A 21,753-nucleotide genomic window follows, 5' to 3' on the forward strand; every position below is an offset into this window, starting at 1 on the left:
ATAAAACCAGACTAGATTATAATTTATTCAAAAAATTTATTGATGACATCTTCTACCTTCTGTATTTCTGCCTTAGCAAATTCTAGTCTTTCTTCATCTGTAGCTTCTTCTCTATCATCATATTTCCCAAGCATTAGAAAGAAAAGATAATCTCCATGTCTTACTATTTTAGAGGAATTTACCTTAGCAATATTCATAGGATATTGGAAGGAATCTTCTATAAGATATTTTCTGTATTTCTCTAGACCTTCCTCTATAATATCTCCCTTCCCTTCCTTTGCCTTAATTGCTATAAAAGTATCTACACTGACATTTATCATTGGTGATTCTGCTATAAAAGTTTCCATATCTTCTGCTTTTATCCCTGTAAAATTCATTATTTCTTCTGTAGTCAATTCTCTATCTGGATAATAATCTTCACCAAGGGCTTCCTTAACTGCAACATGTACTTCCTTTAAATCTACTACCTTACTTCCATTTTCTTTTGTAGCACAACCTCCTAAAAATGTAACCATCATTATCATAGCCAAAAATAATCCAAATACCTTTTTCAATTTACTTCTCTCCTATCTATATTATCTTTTATATTGTCCATATTATATTTATTCCCCTGCTTATCTATAAAAATATCTTTTTCTATTTCCAAAAATTGACTTTCATCACCATTTACTAAATAATATATTCCCTTCTCTTTCTGAAGAAATAATAAAGATTTCTTTCCTTTCTTAAATTCACCTTCCATTTGAGAAAAAACCTTTTCCTTCTCTACTTTCCCTCCCTTTATCCTAAGTATAATTTCATCATTATGAATATCTCCTAAAAATATTTCATCAACGCCTATGGTAATATCTGTATATATATAATTGTCTTCTTTTACATATTGACTTTTATTAATCTTTTTAGTTTCTCCTATAACTACATAATCTGCCTCATAGAAGTTAACCATCGGATCATTTAAGGTAAACATCCTCACTACTTGAGGAATTTCATTATAGTCTTTTGGAATTGAAATTTGTCCCCTAAATAATATTAAAGAAACTATTACAGCTATAGCTGCTGCCATAGATGAGATTTTTACATATCTTTTATAGATTGTACTTTTCTTGATTTTTTCTTTCTCTAATAATTCTGCCTTCTTATATATCCCTTCTAGGAATTCCCTATTAGCTTTCATCTTTTTCTGCTCCTTTCTCAAATATTTCTTTGAGAGCTTTTCTAGCTCTATGGATTAATACTTTTGTCTGTCCTAAGGTTTTTCCTAGAATTTTTGATATTTCTCCATAAGATAATTCTTCAAAGTCAGCCAAATAAATAGCATTTTCATAATCAGGCTTCAACTTTTTTAAACTATCAAGAAGGAGCTTTTTTTCTTCATCTTTTATTATTTTTTCTTCTATACTATCTTTATCTACTAATATTTCATTATCTCTTTCAAAGGGTACTACCTTTAGCTTTGATTGCTTTCTTACATAATCTATGGCTTTATTTCTTCCTAATGTATATATATAAGTTTTAAAGGAATAGTCAAAATTATACTTTTCCTTGTAAACATAGACATAGGCAAATACATCCTGTGCAATATCTTCAGCAGCAAAGATATCCCCAGTATATCGAGAAATAAAATATATTAAATTATCCTTATGTCTAAGCACAAGGGTTTCGAAGGAACTTATACTGCCTTCAAGAAAACTTTTATAAAGAATTTTATCATCTAACATTAGAGTCCTCCATTGTCTTTCATATATTATTCGTATAAAAAGATAAAAAGTTACAGTAAATTTTAATATTTTTTAATTTGCTATAAAATACCCCTTAAATATGTAAATCAAAATTGTTCTTGACTTTTCTATACTAAATAGGAGAAAATAAATATAGAATATTTTGGAGGTGAAAAATGAGATTAGATGAAAAAATTGTTCTAGTTACAGGAGCTAGTTCTGGTATAGGCAAAGAAATAGCTTTGCTATTTGCTAAGGAAGGTGCAAGGGTGGTTGCTGTAGCTAGAAGAATAAATAAGTTAGAAGAACTTGTAAATTCCACTATTGGATATAATGGAATAATCATTCCTTTTGAAGGAGATGTGTCTAAGCAAGAAGACATGGACAAGTTAGTAGATTATATAATTAAAAACTTTGGAAGAATTGATGTTTTAGTTAATAATGCAGGAAATCTTGATAACTTTACACCTGTCCATGATTTATCTGATGAGCTTTGGGAAAATATATTAGATATAAATCTTACAGCTCCTATGAAATTGGCTAGAAAAATAATTCCTTTTATGATTCAAGCTGAAAGTGGAAATATAGTTAATGTTGCATCAATAGGTGGACTAAATGGTGCTAGAGGTGGTGCTGCTTATACTGCATCTAAATTTGGACTTGTAGGGCTATCGAAAAATATTGGATTCATGTATGCTAATAAAGGAATTAGGTGTAATGTTATATGTCCTGGAGGAGTAGATACAGAAATAACTTCAAATCAAAAACCCAATACCTTTGGGGTAGAAAGAATTATGTCTGGTACTGGAAATAATATAAGATCTGGATCTCCAGAGGAGATTGCAAATATAGCATTATTCTTAGCTTCAGATGAATCTAGCTTAATCAATGGTGCTACTATTGTAGCCGATGCTGGTTGGACTGCATATTAATCAGTAAAAAAACTAGGTGAATTTCACCTAGTTTTTTATAAATTCCAATTCCTTTAGACATAATTTCTTGAATTATTTCTTTATATGAACCTTTATACATATGTAGCTATAGCTGTACCAATTAAAGGTGCTACTACTGCAATGGCTAAAGTGGTATTGACCGTCTCCTGTGGCAATTTATTTAAACTTCACATTATACTCTCCATCTATTTTTTCCACAACTACATTAAGATTAGTCTTCTTTAAAAATTCATCTGGAATTTTAATATCTTTTTTAGTCAAATCATAGAGAAGTTTTTCTATAGACTCTACGGCTTTGGTTTCCGTAGCATCAACTTGAGCAACGAGAATTTTATCTTTTTTAGGATTAATAGTTACAGTCAATCCTTTGCCAGATAATTTAACTCCATCATCAGTAATTACCTCTTCCTTTAAATATTTAATATCTGATGAAATATTAGAAGATAACTCTTTTAATGACATATCTACTATTGGTTTATCCTTATATTTAAACTCACCTATTTTTATCTTGCCCATCTCTACTGCATTATCAACTTTTTGGCTAGTTTCAGCATTAAACATACCTAATGCATTAAATATTAAAACAATTATAACGACAACTATTGCTGTTTTAATGATTTTCATACTATTCATCTCCTTACTCTTTAAATCACAATATTTACATTATCTCTTTTAAAACCTTATTTGCCCATTGAATTGCCTCTATATACTCTTGATATAAAATACTTGCATCTACCTTTATGTCTCTTGAAACTTCTATTGCTTGTGCCCAATCACCCTTTTCATATGCTAACATTAACTCATATATGGGATATAAAATTCCTCTATTGTAAATCAATGCTTCCAATATAGAGTCTGAAATAGCTATGTCTTTTAATGCTTCAGACATAGTTTGATCTAACATAGCATCAATTACACTAAATAACCCCATCATAGCTGCTTCATCTTTTATTTTCCCAAATCCACTACATAAGGCAATTGACTCTGCAAATCTTGTACGAATTAGAGATAGTTTAATTAATTCTCTAGGCTTTTCCTTTCCTACATCTTGAAGCATCAATACATTTAACCATCTTTCAATCTCCTTGGTACCCATATAAGTTAAAGCTCTTTTTATTGAATGAATTAAATCTTCCCCAGCCCTAGAACTCACTGCACGAACAAGTCTATAAGATAAATTTACATCTTGCTGAATCATTTCTGCTAAATTATCAAAGGATACTTCTTGTTTTTTCAATTCCTTTATTATACGAAAATACTGAGCTTTAGATGTACTTTTGCTAGGAGTTTTTCTAGTAATGCTAGGTTTACTAAAGAAATATCCTTGAAACAGATGGAAACCCATTTCCTTAGCTCTTAAAAACTCTTCCTTTGTTTCAATCTTTTCTGCCAATAAAATTTTATTTTGTGAAAGAGCCAGTTTTACATCTTTCTTAATGGCTTCTAATGGAGTTACTATTAAATCAAATTTAATAATATCTGCAATCGGTACTAAAGGATATTCTTTATATTCTTCAACAAAATCATCAAGGGCTATTTTATACCCCTTTTTCTTAAGGTCTTTTAGCCGTCCTATTAGCTTTTCATCTACTTTAACATCTTCCAGCATTTCCACTACAAGTCTATGGGAATCTATTAATTCTATTGCATTGGAATAAATAAACTTTTCATCGAAGTTAACAAATGCATATTTATCTTCCACTATACTATCCATTCCTGATTCAAATAATCCGCCAATTACTGTAGCAGTTGCACTCATTGATGATACTCCGTCAAAACTTTTAGACTGTATATCCGAACGAAATAATAACTCATAGCCATAAACATCTAAATTCCCTTTAAAAATAGGCTGTCTAGCTATAAACATAAAATCTCCCCTTATTATATAAATATAAAATAGACATCTAGTATTATATTATAAAAACATTGAAATTAATGGTATTGTGGCTATAGATACAATATGACTTATTATGGTAAATTTAGATGCAAACTCTATTTCTCCATCATGCTTTTGAGTTAGAACTACAAGGAGTATAGCTGATGGCAAAGATTGCATAGTAATTATAATACTTGTAAGTAATTCCGGTGCATTTACAGCCTTTAGTACAGCTAATGATATAATGGGAGATACTAAAAGCCTAACAAAACAACCATAATATATATCTTTATCTCCTATTATTTCTTTAAACTTTAATTTTGTTATTTTCTCTCCTAAGACTAACATAGATAATGGTGAAGTAAGTGCTGAAAACATGGATAATGGCTTATTTATTACATATGGCAATTGAATCTTTAATATAAATAATATTGTACCTAAGACTACAGCAACTAATGCTGGAGTAGTTACTAATTTTTTAATAGGAGATTCTGTCCTTTCTTTTGAAAGTATACCTTCACCATATGTCCATAATAAAGTATGGTAAGGAATCATAAATACAGATGCATATAGAACTGCCTCTTGCCCAAATAAATCAAATATTAGAGGAAGTCCCATAAATCCAGAATTAGGAAATATGGTTCCAAATCTAAGCACTTCATTTTTACCTTTAGGATATTTTATAAAAAAGAGTTTAGCTATTAATATAGTAAGAAGGTGTATTCCTATGGAATATATAAATATTAATACTACTCCTTTTAATGTATCATTAGAATAGCTCATATTAAAGGATGAAATTATAAGGGAAGGTAAAGCTATTGCCGTAAGAATTTGAGTCATACCCTTAGATATAGTGTCGTTTATTATATTTTTCTTTGTTGCTATATACCCTATTGCCATTAATATGGCTAAAACTACAACTTGCTGTATTACAAAAGAAGTCTGCATATTTTTCCCCCTTAGTTTCAATTAATTATATTATATATTTTTTCTATAAAGAAAACTAGGTAATTTTACCTAGCTATTCTGCTTTCTCTTATTATCTTCCTCTTAATCTAATGTAACTGTACCATATAAATTGCCCTCTGCTCTATAATATGAGTTCTCCCTTCAATTATCAAATATATAAATTTATTATTTTCTCTAGGTGATAATGATATACCCTTGATAAAAGATAGTAAACAGTTTCATGTTATACTAGGGTATTTATCGTTAAAAATGACAGTAATATCCCTGCTAAAACCGATAAAACCAGATTCCCCTTTATATATGATATAATAGCTGCAATTCCAACACCTGCCACAGTTGCCATCTTTACTCCATCTGCAGCAGTTATTATTCCTCTTATTATTAGAATACTCAAAGAAGTATAAGGTATATATAATAAAAATTGTTTTATATGTTTATTTACTTTCCTATTACTCAGCAGCATTAGGGGCATCAGTCTTGGCAAATAAGTAACTAAAGTCATGGCTATGGGAAAATATCCTATAACTATTGGTAGAGATGCTATAGCTCCTTGTTTTACTTTTTTATTCTATCTTTTTCTATATTCATATTATCATCCCCTTTTTTACCTTAGCGTAATAGAAAATTAATAATATTATATTATATTAGTATTATCATAAAAATACAAGAAGAAAAACAACTCCATTTTTGATGACTACACCAAAATGAAGTTGTTAAGGATAGTATTATATTGAAAATATATTTAATTTGTCTTTTAATTCCCTTGCTAGCTCCTTTAATTGCAATGCTGTTTCATTGAATTCTGTCATAGTTGCATTTATTTCCTCTGCCGATGCTGATACTTCTTCTGTACTTGCAGAGCTTTCCTCAGCTATAGAAGATATATTTAACATTCTATTTACTATATTATCTTTACTTTCATTTGTTTGATCTATGGAATCCTTTATTTTCCCTATTCCTATCATTAACTTGTTTATAGACTCCATAATCATATTAAATATTTCTCTTGTTTCATTTACAAATTCTGTTTGTTCAGTAACTACCATTTGAGTATCGTCCATGGTTTCTACTACTAATCTTGAACCTTCCTTTATCTTCTCTATTAAAGCTTGAATCTGATATGTAGCGTCTCCAGATTGCTCAGCTAACTTTCTTATCTCATCAGCAACTACTGAAAAACCTCTTCCTGCCTCTCCAGCCCTAGCTGCCTCTATGGCTGCATTTAATGCTAATAAATTGGTTTGAGCAGATATTTCATTTATAGTATCTGTTATAAGTCCTATCTCTGCAGTTACTCCATTCATTTCCCCTATGGCTACTGACATATCCTTAGCTTTATTATTTGCTTCTTCAGTTTTTCCTATTAATTTATTCATCTGCTTTAATCCATCTTGACTCAATTCATTTGTTTCTAATGATATTGTATTCATATTATTGGCTAACTCTTCAATATTTTCAATTTCCTTTGCTAATTTATTTACTCCTTCTACTCCATCATTAATATCTTCTGCCTGAGATACTGTCCCCTGTGCTACTTGATCTATGGTTATACTTATTTCATCTATGGCTATAGAAGCCTCATTGGCAGATGTACTCATTACATCCGATGTACTTAATATAATATTTGAAGATTCTCCTATATCCCTTACTAAGTTTCTAATAGTATTTATCATATCATTAAACCCGTTGCTTAAATCTTCAAATTCATCTCCTGTATCTATATCAGTACGAAATAATAAATCCCCCTCTGATACTTTTTGGAAGCCATATAATAATTTATTAATATTCTTATTTATCCATCTTACTACAAATAATGCTATAACTACAGCAATAGTTGCTATAATAATTACCATAATTCCATTGGTCAATCTTATCTTATTTGTATCATCCAATAGTTCTTTTTCATTTAAATCAACTACTATTTTCCAACCTCTTTTTGTATCCGTAGTATGACCAATATACTCTTTTTTACCATTTATCTCATATACATTAAAATTCATTTCTTCCCCAGAAACATCATCCCACCATGGCATTTCTTTAGCAGACTCACCACGTAATTCCTCTGAATCTGGATGAGCTACTGTTATACCTCTTGAATCAATGACATGAAGATATCCATTTTCTCCTATCTTTATAGATGATAATATATTAGATAAATCCTCTAATGCTATATCTATGGCAACTGCTCCAATAATCTCTCCGTCTATCTCTACAGTCTTAGAAATAGTAATTATATCTTTTCCTGTAAAGGCATCTATATATGGGTCTGAATAAGTTAATTTTCCTTTATTTGCTACTGCATCTTTATACCAATCCCTATCTGTAGGATCATAATCTGGTGCTAATTGAGTTTCTGGATATAATATAGTCTGTTTGTTCTCTAACCCAATATATGCTCCAAGAATGGCAGGATCTGATTTCTGTGCATATCCTAATCTTTCAAAAACTTCATCTGTAAACTCTCTATTCAAATAAACATCTTTAAATAATTTATCTTCTACAAATATATTAACAATTGATTCAAATCGTCCAAAAGAAAAATCTATAGAATTTTGAACCTGCTCTATATTTTGCAAAGATGTAACCTTGAGCTTATTATATAGGATATTAAAGGATGTTTGATATGACAAAATACCTAATAATACTATGGGAATTACAGATATGGACAATAAAAGTATAATTAGCTTTGTCTTAATGCTTTTTTGTCTTTTTACTCTTTTATTGTCTTCAGGTCTAACTACCTCTTCTTTCATCTTTTATAGTCCCCCTTGTTATTATTTTAACCAACCTTAATATATATATCGACACTATTTTAAAATCCATTAATATTATCTATTATATATTTCTTTATATTGTTTTTACTTATATAAAGGAACAGGTTTTCCGTTCCAATTTGAAACGGAAAACCTGTTCCTTTGTTATTTATATATCTTTAGATAATAGGGCAGCTCCTATAGATCCTGCATATCTTGCCAATGGACTTGTTTGTACTTTTACCCCTAGCTTCTCTGAAAGCAAATGGGTAAAAGATTCTACCTCACATAGTCCTCCTGTTAAAAATACAGTATCAGTAGCACCATGTTTGTGTAAAAGTGCATATACTCTTCCTGTAATTGAATTTACTATACCTCTTGCTATACTTTCTCTTTTAGTTCCAGAACCTATAAGACTTATTACTTCTGACTCAGCAAATACTGTACACATGCTGGTAATATTTATATCTTCTCCAGACAATGCCATTCTTCCCAATTCGTCTATACTGACTCCCAAAGTATTTGCCATTAGTTCTAAAAATCTTCCCGTTCCTGCTGCACATTTATCATTCATGGTAAAATTAGATACTTTCCCTTTTTCTAAGGTAATTATCTTAGTATCTTGTCCACCTATATCTATAACTGTGCAATCTTTACCTAATAAATAGTGAGTTCCTTTGCCATGGCAAGTAATTTCTGTAATGGTTTTATCTGCATAGGGTACGGAAATTCTACCATATCCTGTGGCTATAACCTTTGATTTATCTATTTCTATATTACTTTTCTCTAACCTTTCTTTAATTTCCTTTGAGGTTTCTATGCTGCTCCATCCTGTAGGCATAGTAAAGTTCTCCATTAGATCAATATCATTAAATACGGAAACCTTTGCAGCCGTGGAACCTATGTCTATACCAATATAATGCATTTTTTATCATCCTTTACTATTTTGCAGTTGCTGGTTTCTCTATTGTTTCTAAAAAAGCTTCTACCCTTACCTTTACTTGTCCAGTATCTGAATCTGAGTAATCAGTTTCTATTTGAATAAAGGGTAATTTTAATTCTTCTTGAACAAATTTCTTAACTGTAAATGATTCTATATTATAGGTGTGACATGCTTGCCAAGTCAAATCTACTACTCCATCTACATCATATTCTTTAGCTAATCTTTCTATTAAGTCTAATCTTCCATTATTATTCGTCATACATGAACAAGGTGTAGAAAGATATTTTTCTGCCAATGCAGTTATAGGATCTTTTTCTTCATCTACCATAACATCTAATCCCTTGTATCCAGTACAATTTTCTAGAGCCACTACTGATGCACCTGCTTCTTCTAATGCCTTAAGTACTTTTTCCGATCCAGAACCTATTGGACAACCTGTAAGTAGTATTCTGGGTGCTGTTTCATCAAAGGCATATATGCCTTTTTCCATACGCTCTTCTATTTCAGCTATTAATCTTTCTATTAAATCTATTCCCGATTCCTTATTTACATTAAAGCCTTTTAACCATTGAGCTAACATCATATCCATTCCTGATAAAGGAGCTGGCTTATGAGCATTTAATTTATGTAATCTTTTCATTGCGTCTCTTTCTTTATTCATAAGCTTAATAGCATCTCTTAATTTTTCATCTGTTATTTCTACTTCAAATTGTTCTTCTAAAAAATTCTTAAACTTAATCATTTCCTTTTTCCATAAATCTAATGAATCTTTATCATTTGCCGTTTGTGGTAAATTCATTATATGCATTGGTTTTATTTTTCCCATCAATTCGTACATTTTTTTCTTCCCATCACAAGTAGTTTCTGCTAAAAGTGCATCTGAGAAAAAGAAATATGGGCATTTATCTGTAATGGCAAATCCGTAGCTGGATTTTATAAGTGGACATAGATTTCTTGGCAGTTCTTTTTCTGCATCTTCTATAGGTGCTTGAGTTGTACCACATAATGTTACAGGTATTGCATCTGCTGCTAATGCTATTTCTGAAGGTGAAAATACACAATACATTCCTACAACTTTTTTCCCAGACTCATGTGCTTCTTTGATTTTAACTGAGTTTACACCTCTTAATCCTTCAACTTCTTCCATTATTGATGGTCTCATATTTCACACACTCCTTTTATAAAGTTACATACACTTTAAAGTCTACCATGTAAAAAAAACATCTACCAATTGTTTTTATCAATGATAGATGTTTTAATATAGATAAAACTTATTTTAATTAATCTTATTGCTTTTTCTTCAAATAATCTTCTATTGCAGCTCTTAATCCTTTAACTCCAAGAACTGAGCAGTGAATTTTGCTTTGTGGCAAACCATCTAAGGCATCTATTAATTCTTTTTCCGTAATAGCTAAGGCTTCTTCTATGGTCTTTCCCTTTGCCATTTCTGTTATCATACTACTTGTTGCTATAGAAGCAGTACACCCAAATACTAAAAAACTAATATCTGTTATTATATTATCCCTTACCTTAATATAAATAGTTAAGGAATCACCACATTTTAAATCACCAAAGGTTCCTTCCCCATCAGGATCTCTCATGCTTCCTACATTTCTTGGACTCATAAAATGCTCTATTACTTTCATTGAGTACTCTGAATACAATCTAATCACTTCCTGTTTATATAATAATGTTATCTACATCTTATTTTACCACATAGATATCGGAAAATTCCACATGTATCTTTTCTGAATAACATCCTTCCTCCCTATATCCTTCCATACTATTATCATCAATAACTCTATCTGGTAATTCCATTATAAACTCACTTCCCTTGCCAAGTTCACTATGCACTGATATAGAACCTTCATGTAATTCTACCAAGGATTTAACTAAAGATAATCCAATTCCTGAGCCTTCTACTCCTCTCCTAAGAGGATTTTCTACTTGGGCAAATCTGTCAAAAATCATTTCTAATTTATCTTGAGGAATTCCTATTCCATTATCTTTAACAGAAATAATAACTTTTTCTTCCTCAACATAAATGTTGACTTGAATTTCCCCTCCCTTTTCTGTAAATTTAATTGCATTTGATAATAAATTCAACATAATTCTCTCCATCATATCCATATCAAAGGCAATTATCTTTTCTTCTACATCCGTATCAAATATGATACTAATATCCTTCATCTTCGTATATTCTACAATGGACATTGTTATATCTTCAATAACTTTCACAATATCATTATTTCTTAATTTAATCTTGACATTGCTACTCTCAATTTTAGTTATATCTATAAAATTGCTAATTAATCTTAGTAACCTATAACTATTTTGTTTCTGAATCCCAATATATTTATTAAATAATCTTTTAAACTCTTCTAAATCATTCATATCTGTATTTTCTAATAATTGTATGCTCCCCAGTATAATATTTAAAGGAGTCTTAAATTCATGGGATATTGTGGCTAAAAAATTAGACTTCAATTGATTATATTCTTCTGTTTCTATTGCCTTCTGATTGAGAGCCTCTACCATTTTATCGAAAGCTTGCCCAACATCACCAAAAACATCCTCTTCATTAATTCCTGTTTTTACATTTAAATCTCCAGTCTTAACTTTATGAGCTGCTAATTTTAATTTCTCAATTGATTGAATAAAATTACTAGACATTAATATTGCTATGGCAAAAGATATTATGTAAATCAAAGTAAATACTGTTAAATTTCTTATGGATGAATACCTTCCATTTGCTAACACCTTTTCCACAGGTGTAGCTACAAAACTGACCCAACCAATTTCCTTAATAGGACAATCAACTCCCAATCGTTCTATTCCATCAGATTGAGAGTATCGAGAATAAGTCTTTATAATTTCTCCTCTTAATGCTTTTCTTGTAGGAGAGTCTTCACTGGCTACTTCTATTTTTGGAATTAATATACTATCTCCACTACGGTATACTATATTTGCATCTTTGTCTACTAATCCAAATATACTTCCTGCCACTATTCTATTTATGGGAAGAATATGTTTAATATCATTAGCTTTTATTGTATTGATAACTATACCCTTTAATTCTCCATCAACTAAGATTCCTCTTGCAATAGGAATTATCAATTCCCCACTAATAGTGCTACGCTCTAAATTTCCTATTACCTTTTCTTTTCCATTAATGATCTCTTGATAGATACTCCTATCTTTTATATCTATTAATAGTTCTTCTTCTTTTGAACTTATATCCATAATACCTTCAGGAGTAGCCCAATAATAATTCATCTTGAAAAGTTGATTTTCTAAAGATGTATCATTAAGATATTTACTCAGGCACTGAATTCTCTGATTAGGTTGTGAAATTAGAGCCTTTCCAATTACATACTGATTTGACCAAGTTCTTTCTAAAAAATTCATAAATAAGGTATTAATTACTTCTGCATATTCCTGATTCGCTTCTAATTCTGCCTGCATATTTATTTCCAAATCTTTTCTTATATCTATGATGTTTAATATTGATAACGGAATTAATGTAATAAAAATCAATAATACCAATTTAAATCTTACAGGATTTATTTTCAATATTTATCCTCCTAAAATATGTCTTTATGTGAACTATTATAGCAATACTTATAAAAATTGGCAATAAGTGACATTTAGGGATAAAAATAAAAATCAAGGACTATATTAAAGTATATAGTCCTTGATTTCAGGAGGAAGTCTATTCTATTTTCCTATATTAATAACTCCATTTTCTGTTATTTCTACTTCTACCTTTAATATTTCCTCCAAAAAGTTTAGAGGTACATAGGTAGTAAAATCCTTCATTTCTGGTGCTGTTCCTAATTTTACCATCATTTTAGCAAAATTATAATTATCTTGTCCAATAGTTACAGAAGTCCATTGTGCACCCTTTATTAATTCTGCCGTTTTTGTTTCACCATTCCACTTTATCTCATACCCTAAAGTTTCAGATATTTGTCTAAGTGGAATCATAATTACATCTTTATTATTTTTATATACTTTTTTATTTAAAGTAATTTCCTTATTATTTATAATTATTTTATCTAAAACTGTAATCTCTGGATTTTTCTTTTCTTCCTTTTTCCTTTCCATTACAATTATTTTTTCTGGTGTTGTTTGTGCTGGAATACTCTTTGTTGATATAGTATAAAAAACAATTAAATCTCTATTTATTATATTTTCTTTTTCTATTTTCTTTCCATCTTTATCAACTATAACTGTATTTTCAGATGGATTTATTTTTAGCATACCATCAGAGCTTATAAACTCTTTATTAAATCCTGAAACATGAGTAAATATTGGTTCTTCACTCTCATCTATCACAATAATATCTGGACCTAATTGTGGCGGCATACTCATTGCCATTATGGTATTCTTATGATAGTATGCTGAAACTTTCATACCCTTTTTAAGTGTATCTTTTGTTATAAATTCTTTAGATTTATTGTTTAAAAGAATTACATCTTCATTAATATGGAATAACATTCCATTATATGGCTCATCTTCCTTATCTTTAACTAATACAGATAAATTTTTTCCATTATCATTTACTTCAACTATCTTTCCCTCATACTTTATATAATCTGCTACTATTTTATCTTCAGTATCATTTTTATCAATAGATGCTGATATTGGAATTATATCCTTTCCTTCTAAATTATTAGCCCTAGCCATCAATGGACTCAATGAAATACAAGTCGCCAGTGATAATACCATATACTTATTTATTTTTTTCATTTCTTTATCACTCCTTTTCCCTTATAATTATAATATCAGTAATTTGTGTTAAAATGGTTACATTAGGATTACAATATGATTACAATATTTCTAATTTATGGAGGAAAAAATGAATATTAAAATAATTTTTGAAGATAAAGATATATTAGTTGTAGAAAAGCCACCAAAAGTTCCTTGTCAGTCTGACAAAACTTCTGATGATAATATGATGAGCATATTAAACCGACCCTATCTTGGTCTTATACACAGATTAGATCGACCTGTAGGAGGGGTTATGGTATATGCTAAAAATGAAAAAACCAATTCCTTTCTTTCTAAAGAAGTTTCATCTAGGAGATTGTATAAAGAATATCTTACAGTAGTTTGTGGTAAACCTGAAAATAATGAGGGAGAACTAAAAGATTATTTAAAGAAACTAAGAACTATAAATATGAGTAAAGTCGTTGATGAAAAAACTCCTGGTGCTAAAGAAGCCATATTAGAATATAAGGTCTTAGAATCTAAAGATACAGAAGAATATGGCACTCTGAGTTTGATTAAAGTTATTTTAAAAACAGGTCGCCATCATCAAATAAGAGTTCAGCTATCTAATGCTGGTTTCCCTATATGGGGAGATAATAAATATAATAAAACCTTTGTAAAGAAAAAAGGTTGGACACAAATAGCCTTATGGGCGTATAGAATAAGATTTAATCATCCTAAGGAAAAACAATATATGGATTTTACTTCTATGCCCTATGATGAATATCCTTGGAATCTTTTTTAATATAAAAGAAGTTAAGATGGTTCTTAAAAGGAGGAACCATCTTAATAGGTTTTATATCTAAAGTTAATACTAATTAATAAATATAATTATTTACAAATACGTCTATAAATTTTCTCACTTATATCAGATAAATTCATTCTATTTTTTTCTTCTATAACTTCTTGATATCCTTCAGTAATAGAGTCCACTCCATTATATGCTCCTCCAAGTGCACCAGAAATACTTGCAATAGCACTTGTCTCATCTCCTATATTGACTCCACCAAAAATAGATTCCATAGTATTGCCATTATTAGCTATAAATAGACCAAAGGCAGAAGGAACTGTTTCCGAAATCGCTGGTCCACTACCTATAATATCTGCCAATTTCTTCATTATTATATCTGTATTTCCCTCTTTAACTGCTATGTTCACAGCCATATCCATTCGTTTTTGTACAGAAGGTCCTGGGTAATGAAGTCCAATTTTGGCTCCCCTTTCCTCTCCAATTTTTGCACCATATAAACCAGCCTGAACTATATCATATACATTAACTTCTTCCTCCATAGCTTTGCTTACTGCTGCTGCTACGGCACAAGCTCCTGAAATACTATATTTATCATCATGGGACGACATGGTTACAGCTATAGTATCATCAATAGCCTTATCTAAATCCCCTGGATTAAACAATCCCATTGGAAAAGCTTTAGTTGCTGCACCATTACTTGACAGTGCATAATAATGTCCCTTGAAAAGCTTATTGCCCAAATGCCCTGCATATGCCCAGTCACTTACTTTACTACTGTCTTCCTTCAATCGATTAATCACTTTCCGAGTAGTCATACCTGCAAAATTTTCAAACCATTCTTCATTGGAAGCCCACTCCATCAATGCTTCTTGTGCCATTTCAGTGGAAAAACTTACATTGGTTCTCAATTTATACTGAATCAATATATAGGGAATGCTAAATGCATCTGTAACCATACCTGCCTTACGTCCTTTTGCTATTGTATCATTAGGCGGCGTACGAAAATCTGTTACTTTACCATTAAAAGTTTCCTGAATTTGACGAATAGATCTAAGTTCTGTAGCTGAACCCATGGCATCTCCTACAGCAGCCCCTAATAATATACCTAGAATTTTTTTATACATTCATACTTCCTCCTAACATATTGACTGTCTTACATGACAAATATTTTCTATTCCTTTGGCTAATCCCTTAATATGGAACCCATTTACTTCTTCCAGTATAGGAAGAAAATGATTAGGAAATACTTGAGATCCACGTAAAGTGCCCGCAATTGCACCTGCTATAGTTGCAAGAGTATCTGTATCATATCCAGCATTAACACAATTAATAATTGTTCCCATGGCATCACCATTATTTGCAGCAAATATTCCAAATGCTGATGGTACGGTTTCTGAAACATGAAGGCCTGTACCAATCTTTTCAGCTATATCTATTGATTTTTCTTTGGAACTTCCCTTTCCAAATCCTATTTCAATTGCCACTTCCATTCGCTTTACCACACTTGGTCCTGCAGCATCACGTGCTATCTCTCTTCCGATTTTCTCCCCTTCTGCTGCACCATATAATCCAGCCCGAAGCACATTATATACATCTGCATCATCCATCATAGCCTTGCTTACTGCTGCTGCTACGGCACAAGCGCCTGAAATAGCAAGATAATTATCATGGGTCAGCATAGTTACCTTGGCAGCATTATCAATAGCTGCATCTAAATTTCCTGGATTCATTAACCCTATTGGGGAAATACGCATAGCAGATCCATTAGTTGCTTGACGAGTTGCTAATTTTGATTTTCCAGATTTATCAACTTCCCTGCCTTCAAACTCATAAATTGCTAAACGAGTAGTAGGCCCAGCAAATCTATCGAAAAACATAGAATGTTTAGACCACTCTATTAAAGCATTTTTAACAACTTGTTCTGTTATATTGCCACCTGCATCAACTATATATTTAGCAATAAAATATGCCGAACTAAAATCATCTGTTACTTGTCCAGCTTTACTGCCAGCAGCAAAAGTATCCATAGGTGGAATTTCAAAATCAGTTACCTCATGTCCAAAATATTCTATAATCTGCTCCCTTGTTCTAGCTTCAGTAGCTGCACCCATAGCATCCCCTGCTGCTGCACCAACAAGTCCTCCTAAAATTTTATTATACATATTATATTCCTCCTAAATGATTTCTGGATAATAAAAAAAGCAGATTTTAATTAAAGATTATCACCTATATAAAATCTGCTCTTTCTCCTTATTATTTCCAACCTTCCATAGTAGCTACATTTTCTTTACTTATTAATTGTATTGGTGTCCAAACTACAGATTCTTTAAATTCATGACCTTGGATTGCCTTAAGAGCCGTAATTACACCAGCTTTTCCAAATAAATAAGGTGACATTGCTACAGTAGCATCTAATTCTCCATTCTCAATAGAAACCTTTGCTTCTTCTATAAAATCAACACCTGCAACAACTACTTTATCTTTCATATTCTTTGCCTTTAATGCCTCTACTGCACCTAAAGCCATAACATCATTTCCACAGGCAATACCTACTATATCTGGATATGCATCAATAAGTGCAGCTGTTAAATCATATGCTTGCTGACGGTCAAAATTTGCCGTTTGTACTGGCAATACTTCCATTCCAGCAGCTTCAAAAGCTTCTATAGCTCCATTCTTTCTAGCTTCACTTTGGGTAGCACCTGGGATACCTTCAATAACAGCTACTTTACCTTTACCACCTGTTTTATCAATTATAAATTCAGCACCCATTTTCCCTTGTTGCTTAAAATCAGAAGTAATATAGGCTTCAATCTTTCCTTTTGCTTCTTCTAATGCTTTTTCATTTACTCCATTTCCTACTGCCACAACTTTAGTTCCCTTATTATTTGCTTCTACAATACCTGGGATTAAATTATGTTCTGTTAATGGAGAAACAGCAATTGCATTGTAATCTTTAGATAAAAGCACTTTCATAATATCTAATTGTCCATTTATATCTGTTTCTGTTTCAGTTGCCATTACATCTATAGATACTCCATATTCCTTTGCAGCATCTTCATAACCTTCTTGCATTGTAATCCAAAATGAATTTGCAAGGGTACTTTCTATTGCAGCTAACTTAACACCTGTATCTTTATCTGGTAATGGTGTTAGAGCTTCTAGTAATTTTTGTTCCGCTTCTTCCATAGCACTGTTTTTTACCTCTTCAGTTTGTACCTCTGTTTCCTTTTCTTTAGATGTTCCTTCTTCTACATTAACTGGCTCTTTATCATTATTGGAACAACCTGTTAATCCTAAAGATAAAGACATAATTAATATAAGTCCTAATAAACTTAATTTTTTAAATCCGTTTTTTATTGACATTATTTTGTCCTCCTTTTTTATTCTTTATATCAATTCTACAATCATCTTGTAAAATTAATAAACTGCTTTACTTTTTCAACTGTAGCTTTTGATCTTGGTCCTTTATGCATACATTTTATGGCAGCTGATGCTGATGCAAATCTAAGGGAATCTTTTTTATTCATTCCTTCACAAAAATAAGCATAAATCAACCCTGCTAAGAAAGAATCTCCTGCACCTGTTGTATCTACTGCTTCTACAGAGTAAGCATCTATATGAATTAAATCCTCATTATCTAACCATAGAGCACCTTCATCTCCAACTGTACATATAACTCCATGGGGAACATGATATTTATCATAAAATTTTTGTATTCCCTTTTGATATTCATGTTCTCCAGTAATTTCAAAATAACCTTCTCGTCCACTTGAAAAAATTGTAGAAAGTCCAATCATCTCTTCTATTTCCTTAATATCAACACCACATTTCTCCATAAAGCTTGGTGGACATTGCATATTATATACAACAGGTATGCCCTTCTTTTTAGCTAATCTTCCTAAATATATAGATGCACGAGATGAAAACATATCAGTGTAGAATACATCTATTTCATCTAGAATATTTTCTGGAAGTTCTTCTGGCTCCAAATTTGTTACTGAATCTCCTAAATTTGCAAAAATACAATGTTTTTCTCCTTGGGTTATGATAAATGTATGTAAGGTAGAACCCATTGGTTTAGTAACTAAAAATCTGTCATCAACACCATCTTCTATTAATGTTCTACGAAATTCATCTCCATACTTATCATCGCCAATTTTTCCTGTTTGATAGGCATCTACATCAAAATGAGCCAGAGCTACAGAAAGATTAGCAGCACTCCCTCCAGGTACAAGCTTTTCAGACTCTACAAAACCAAATCCATCTTCTCTCGGCATTTGTTTTGTTTCTATTATTACATCCATAGCTAATGCTCCAAGTGAAAGTACCCTCTTTTTTCGTTCCATATCACTATCTCCTTTTTATTTATTCTATTCCATCTTAATTCTTTTCCTCTGCTTATATTCTGATAATGCCACTGTTATTAAAATGATAATTCCTGTTAATAATTGCTGGTAATTAGATGAAATAGCCAAAATTCTCAAACCATTATTTATTACTCCCAAGATAAGGCAAGCAATAAAGGTATCAACTACACTTCCTCGCCCCCCTTGCATATCAGTTCCACCAAGTACAACAGCAGCAATAGCATCCATTTCATATCCCATTCCTGCCAAAGGCTCTGCTGTATTCAATCTAGCACTAATAATAAGCCCAGCTATTCCTGAACATAATCCACATAATATATATATCAGTGTTTTATATTTACCTGTATTAACTCCATTCCTTCTCAATGCTTCTTCATTACAACCCATAGAAATAGAATAATTTCCAAATCGTGTTTTTCCTAAAAGAATTATTCCTATTAAAGTAACAAGAAAGGCTATAATAATTGGACAATTGAAAAACCCAATAGTACCACTACCTAAATAGGTAAATGATTTAGGAAATCCATAGATAGGTCTACCCTTTGTAATCACTAATGTTGCTCCCCTAATTATAGACATAGTGCTTAGTGTAGTAATAAAAGGATTTATCTTTAAAAAAGAAACCATATACCCATTGAAGACTCCTGCACCCATAGCAGCTGCTAGTCCCATGATAATGGCAATAAATACATTAAAATCAGCCTTCATGGCAAAGGCTGATACAACTGAACTCAATGCAATTACAGAGCCAATTGATAAATCAATTCCTCCAGAACAAATTACAAATGTCATTCCTATGGATAAAATAATATATAGGGACGCTTGATCCAATATATTTTTTATATTATTAAATGTTAAAAAATGTGAAGATATAAAGCTAAGAATAATTATCATAAGAAATAGAGTGAAAAGTAACAAAAGCCTATACATATGTGGTTGTAATGCAATTTTAAAATCTTTATCCATAACCCTTCTCCTTTATTAAATGCCTATTGCACCAGTAATCATTGAAACAACATCATTCATATTTAATTCATCAGTTTTAACAATATCTACAATTCTGCCTTGACGCATTACACATATCTTATGTGCAATTTCAAATACCTGCTGTAAATTATGACTGATTATAATTACTCCATAGCCATCTTCTGCAAGTCTTTTAATTAGTCTTAGCACTCTTGAAGATTCTACTAAACCCATGGCTGCCGTTGGCTCATCAAAAATTAATAACTTTCCTCCTTGATGAATAGCCCTAGCAACAGCTACTCCTTGCCTCTGTCCGCCACTTAAATTTCCTACAGGAATTTTTACACTAGGTATATGGACTTCTAAGTCTTCAATCAACTGTTTGGATTCAGTATATATTTTCTTCTTATCAATAAATAAACCTTTCATTGGTTCTCTGCCAAGGAAAATATTATAAGCTGCATCTCGAGTATCTACCAATGCTAAGTCTTGATAAACTGTTGAAATCCCTTTGTCTAAACAAATTTTAGGACTTAAATTATCTTGTTTTTCTCCATCTATCCATATTTCCCCACAGTCTTGTATAAATACTCCAGAAATAATTTTAATGAGGGTAGACTTTCCCGCCCCATTATCTCCTACAATAGCCAAAACTTCCCCTAAATAGCTCTCCAAATTAACTCCTTTAAGGGCTTCTATATTGCCAAAACTTTTTGTTATATTTTCCACCTTTAAAAATGGACTAAATCCTTCAGATTTATCACTCACTTCTTCACTTCCCCCACAACCTTCTACCAGTGTAATTTATTAAATTTGACTAATTTCGACATATTTTTTATATAGTTTATATTTTAGCAAACTTATATAAAAAAGTTAAATTTACATTATCTATACAATATAAGCTTAATATTGATTTTTTTTATAACTCAATCCTTTACAATATAAAAACCAACCATGAAGCTTTCTAAACTTCATATGGTTGGTTCTTAAAATAATTATTTAATATTTAGCTTTTATTTAATAAAATCTATTATTATTTTCTTTGACCATAGATCTTAAACTTTTCTGACATTAAGCCCATTTCTTCATCTGGTAATATTATAGGTTCTCCTATAGACTTGGTTCTATAATATAGTTCTGCACAGTATTCTATTTCTTCTGTAATATTAAAAGCATTTTCTAAATTATTTGCCCCTGCTAAAAGTCCGTGATTTGCTAATAAAACTGCTTTTCTGTCTTTCATAGCTTCAAATGCATTTTCTGCTAATTCCTTAGTACCGAAGGTAGCATATTCTGCACATCTAACATCTTTTCCAGCTAATGCAATCATATAATGAACTGCAGGTAACTTCCATCTTAAACATGATATAGTTGTTGCATATATGGTATGTGTGTGTATAATAGCATCTATATCTGTTCTTTTCTCATAGAATATTCTATGCATTTCAAATTCAGATGATGGAGTTTTATTTCCATCTATCTGCTGACCATTTATATCCATAATGACTATATCTTCTGATTTAATATTAAAATAGTCGATTCCACTTGGAGTTATGGCAATTAATTTTTGTTCTCTATCAAATATACTTAAATTACCACCAGTACCTTTAGTTAAACCAGATGTAATTAATTTTTTCCCGTATTCTACTAATTGTTCCCTTTGACTTTTCATCAACATATA

22 protein-coding genes are annotated in these 21,753 nt (G+C 31.0%); 2 read left to right on the forward strand and 20 right to left on the reverse strand.

The features are described from left to right. Positions 1 to 23 precede the first annotated feature (23 nt). From BUB33_RS07305 to BUB33_RS07315, 3 genes are read right to left on the reverse strand one after another with little or no spacing between them, the layout of a single operon-like run. Positions 24 to 554, reverse strand: coding sequence for a DUF4358 domain-containing protein (locus tag BUB33_RS07305; RefSeq protein ID WP_115322110.1), 531 nt, complete (start codon positions 552 to 554; stop codon positions 24 to 26). Beyond that, a complete protein-coding gene (locus BUB33_RS07310; protein WP_072974917.1) occupies positions 551 to 1,174 on the reverse strand; it encodes a hypothetical protein in 624 nt (207 codons plus the stop codon). The genes BUB33_RS07305 and BUB33_RS07310 overlap by 4 nt, the downstream gene beginning before the upstream one ends. Next, the gene (locus tag BUB33_RS07315; protein ID WP_072974918.1) at positions 1,164 to 1,718 is read right to left on the reverse strand and encodes an RNA polymerase sigma factor; all 555 of its coding nucleotides are present in this window, start codon (positions 1,716 to 1,718) and stop codon (positions 1,164 to 1,166) included. The genes BUB33_RS07310 and BUB33_RS07315 overlap by 11 nt, the downstream gene beginning before the upstream one ends. A 176-nt stretch (positions 1,719 to 1,894) precedes the next feature. Between BUB33_RS07315 and BUB33_RS07320 the strand changes: the two genes are divergently transcribed. Continuing rightward, entirely contained in the window at positions 1,895 to 2,650 is a 756-nt protein-coding gene (locus BUB33_RS07320) for an SDR family NAD(P)-dependent oxidoreductase (protein WP_072974919.1), read from the forward strand. 177 nt (positions 2,651 to 2,827) lie between these two features. On the opposite strand, the gene BUB33_RS07325 is transcribed toward BUB33_RS07320, so the two are convergent. From BUB33_RS07325 to BUB33_RS07370, 10 genes are all read right to left on the reverse strand, one after another. Then, positions 2,828 to 3,295, reverse strand: a complete 468-nt coding sequence (locus BUB33_RS07325) for a hypothetical protein (RefSeq protein WP_072974920.1) — start codon at positions 3,293 to 3,295, stop codon at positions 2,828 to 2,830. Between the two features lie 34 nt (positions 3,296 to 3,329). Then, positions 3,330 to 4,538 carry an EAL and HDOD domain-containing protein gene (locus BUB33_RS07330; protein WP_072974922.1) on the reverse strand — a complete coding sequence of 403 codons (1,209 nt, stop codon included), beginning with the start codon at positions 4,536 to 4,538 and terminating at the stop codon, positions 3,330 to 3,332. Between the two features lie 48 nt (positions 4,539 to 4,586). Continuing rightward, on the reverse strand, positions 4,587 to 5,495 hold the full coding sequence (locus BUB33_RS07335) for an AEC family transporter (RefSeq protein ID WP_072974924.1): 909 nt from the start codon (positions 5,493 to 5,495) through the stop codon (positions 4,587 to 4,589). 244 nt (positions 5,496 to 5,739) lie between these two features. Next, positions 5,740 to 6,018: an AzlD domain-containing protein gene (locus BUB33_RS07340; RefSeq protein ID WP_072974925.1), complete on the reverse strand. Its 279-nt coding sequence runs from the start codon at positions 6,016 to 6,018 to the stop codon at positions 5,740 to 5,742. A gap of 223 nt (positions 6,019 to 6,241) precedes the next feature. Beyond that, positions 6,242 to 8,269 (reverse strand): methyl-accepting chemotaxis protein, encoded by a 2,028-nt coding sequence (locus tag BUB33_RS07345; protein ID WP_072974926.1) that lies wholly within the window; start codon positions 8,267 to 8,269, stop codon positions 6,242 to 6,244. Between the two features lie 169 nt (positions 8,270 to 8,438). After that, positions 8,439 to 9,194, reverse strand: a complete 756-nt coding sequence (locus BUB33_RS07350; protein WP_072974928.1) for an acyl-CoA dehydratase activase — start codon at positions 9,192 to 9,194, stop codon at positions 8,439 to 8,441. Between the two features lie 16 nt (positions 9,195 to 9,210). Further along, a complete protein-coding gene (locus tag BUB33_RS07355) occupies positions 9,211 to 10,374 on the reverse strand; it encodes a double-cubane-cluster-containing anaerobic reductase (protein ID WP_072974929.1) in 1,164 nt (387 codons plus the stop codon). A gap of 124 nt (positions 10,375 to 10,498) precedes the next feature. Continuing rightward, entirely contained in the window at positions 10,499 to 10,885 is a 387-nt protein-coding gene (locus BUB33_RS07360) for an iron-sulfur cluster assembly scaffold protein (RefSeq protein ID WP_234950012.1), read from the reverse strand. A gap of 31 nt (positions 10,886 to 10,916) precedes the next feature. Then, complete coding sequence (locus BUB33_RS07365; protein ID WP_072974931.1) at positions 10,917 to 12,785, reverse strand: sensor histidine kinase; 1,869 nt, start codon at positions 12,783 to 12,785, stop codon at positions 10,917 to 10,919. Positions 12,786 to 12,929: 144 nt separating this feature from the next. Beyond that, positions 12,930 to 13,964, reverse strand: coding sequence for a copper amine oxidase N-terminal domain-containing protein (locus BUB33_RS07370; protein ID WP_072974932.1), 1,035 nt, complete (start codon positions 13,962 to 13,964; stop codon positions 12,930 to 12,932). Positions 13,965 to 14,073: 109 nt separating this feature from the next. Here BUB33_RS07370 and BUB33_RS07375 point away from each other — a divergent pair, with 109 nt between their 5' ends. Beyond that, entirely contained in the window at positions 14,074 to 14,730 is a 657-nt protein-coding gene (locus tag BUB33_RS07375; RefSeq protein WP_084725264.1) for an RluA family pseudouridine synthase, read from the forward strand. A gap of 86 nt (positions 14,731 to 14,816) precedes the next feature. Here BUB33_RS07375 and BUB33_RS07380 read toward each other — a convergent pair whose 3' ends face one another. The 7 genes from BUB33_RS07380 to BUB33_RS07410 all read right to left on the reverse strand — a co-directional run bounded on the left by BUB33_RS07380 (position 14,817) and on the right by BUB33_RS07410 (position 21,744). After that, entirely contained in the window at positions 14,817 to 15,860 is a 1,044-nt protein-coding gene (locus BUB33_RS07380; RefSeq protein ID WP_072974935.1) for an ADP-ribosylglycohydrolase family protein, read from the reverse strand. 12 nt (positions 15,861 to 15,872) lie between these two features. Next, positions 15,873 to 16,898 carry an ADP-ribosylglycohydrolase family protein gene (locus tag BUB33_RS07385; RefSeq protein WP_072974936.1) on the reverse strand — a complete coding sequence of 342 codons (1,026 nt, stop codon included), beginning with the start codon at positions 16,896 to 16,898 and terminating at the stop codon, positions 15,873 to 15,875. 91 nt (positions 16,899 to 16,989) lie between these two features. Beyond that, positions 16,990 to 18,102 carry a sugar ABC transporter substrate-binding protein gene (locus BUB33_RS07390; protein ID WP_072974938.1) on the reverse strand — a complete coding sequence of 371 codons (1,113 nt, stop codon included), beginning with the start codon at positions 18,100 to 18,102 and terminating at the stop codon, positions 16,990 to 16,992. 41 nt (positions 18,103 to 18,143) lie between these two features. Further along, positions 18,144 to 19,085 (reverse strand): carbohydrate kinase family protein, encoded by a 942-nt coding sequence (locus BUB33_RS07395; RefSeq protein ID WP_072974940.1) that lies wholly within the window; start codon positions 19,083 to 19,085, stop codon positions 18,144 to 18,146. A 24-nt stretch (positions 19,086 to 19,109) separates the two neighbouring features. Then, complete coding sequence (locus tag BUB33_RS07400; RefSeq protein WP_072974943.1) at positions 19,110 to 20,072, reverse strand: ABC transporter permease; 963 nt, start codon at positions 20,070 to 20,072, stop codon at positions 19,110 to 19,112. Positions 20,073 to 20,087: 15 nt separating this feature from the next. Beyond that, complete coding sequence (locus BUB33_RS07405; protein ID WP_072974945.1) at positions 20,088 to 20,840, reverse strand: ATP-binding cassette domain-containing protein; 753 nt, start codon at positions 20,838 to 20,840, stop codon at positions 20,088 to 20,090. Positions 20,841 to 21,105: 265 nt separating this feature from the next. Further along, positions 21,106 to 21,744, reverse strand: a complete 639-nt coding sequence (locus BUB33_RS07410; RefSeq protein WP_234950013.1) for an L-fuculose-phosphate aldolase — start codon at positions 21,742 to 21,744, stop codon at positions 21,106 to 21,108. Between the last annotated feature and the right edge of the window lie 9 nt (positions 21,745 to 21,753).

This window comes from Tissierella praeacuta DSM 18095, assembly GCF_900128955.1.
In the GTDB taxonomy this organism is placed as follows: Bacteria; Bacillota; Clostridia; order Tissierellales; family Tissierellaceae; genus Tissierella; species Tissierella praeacuta.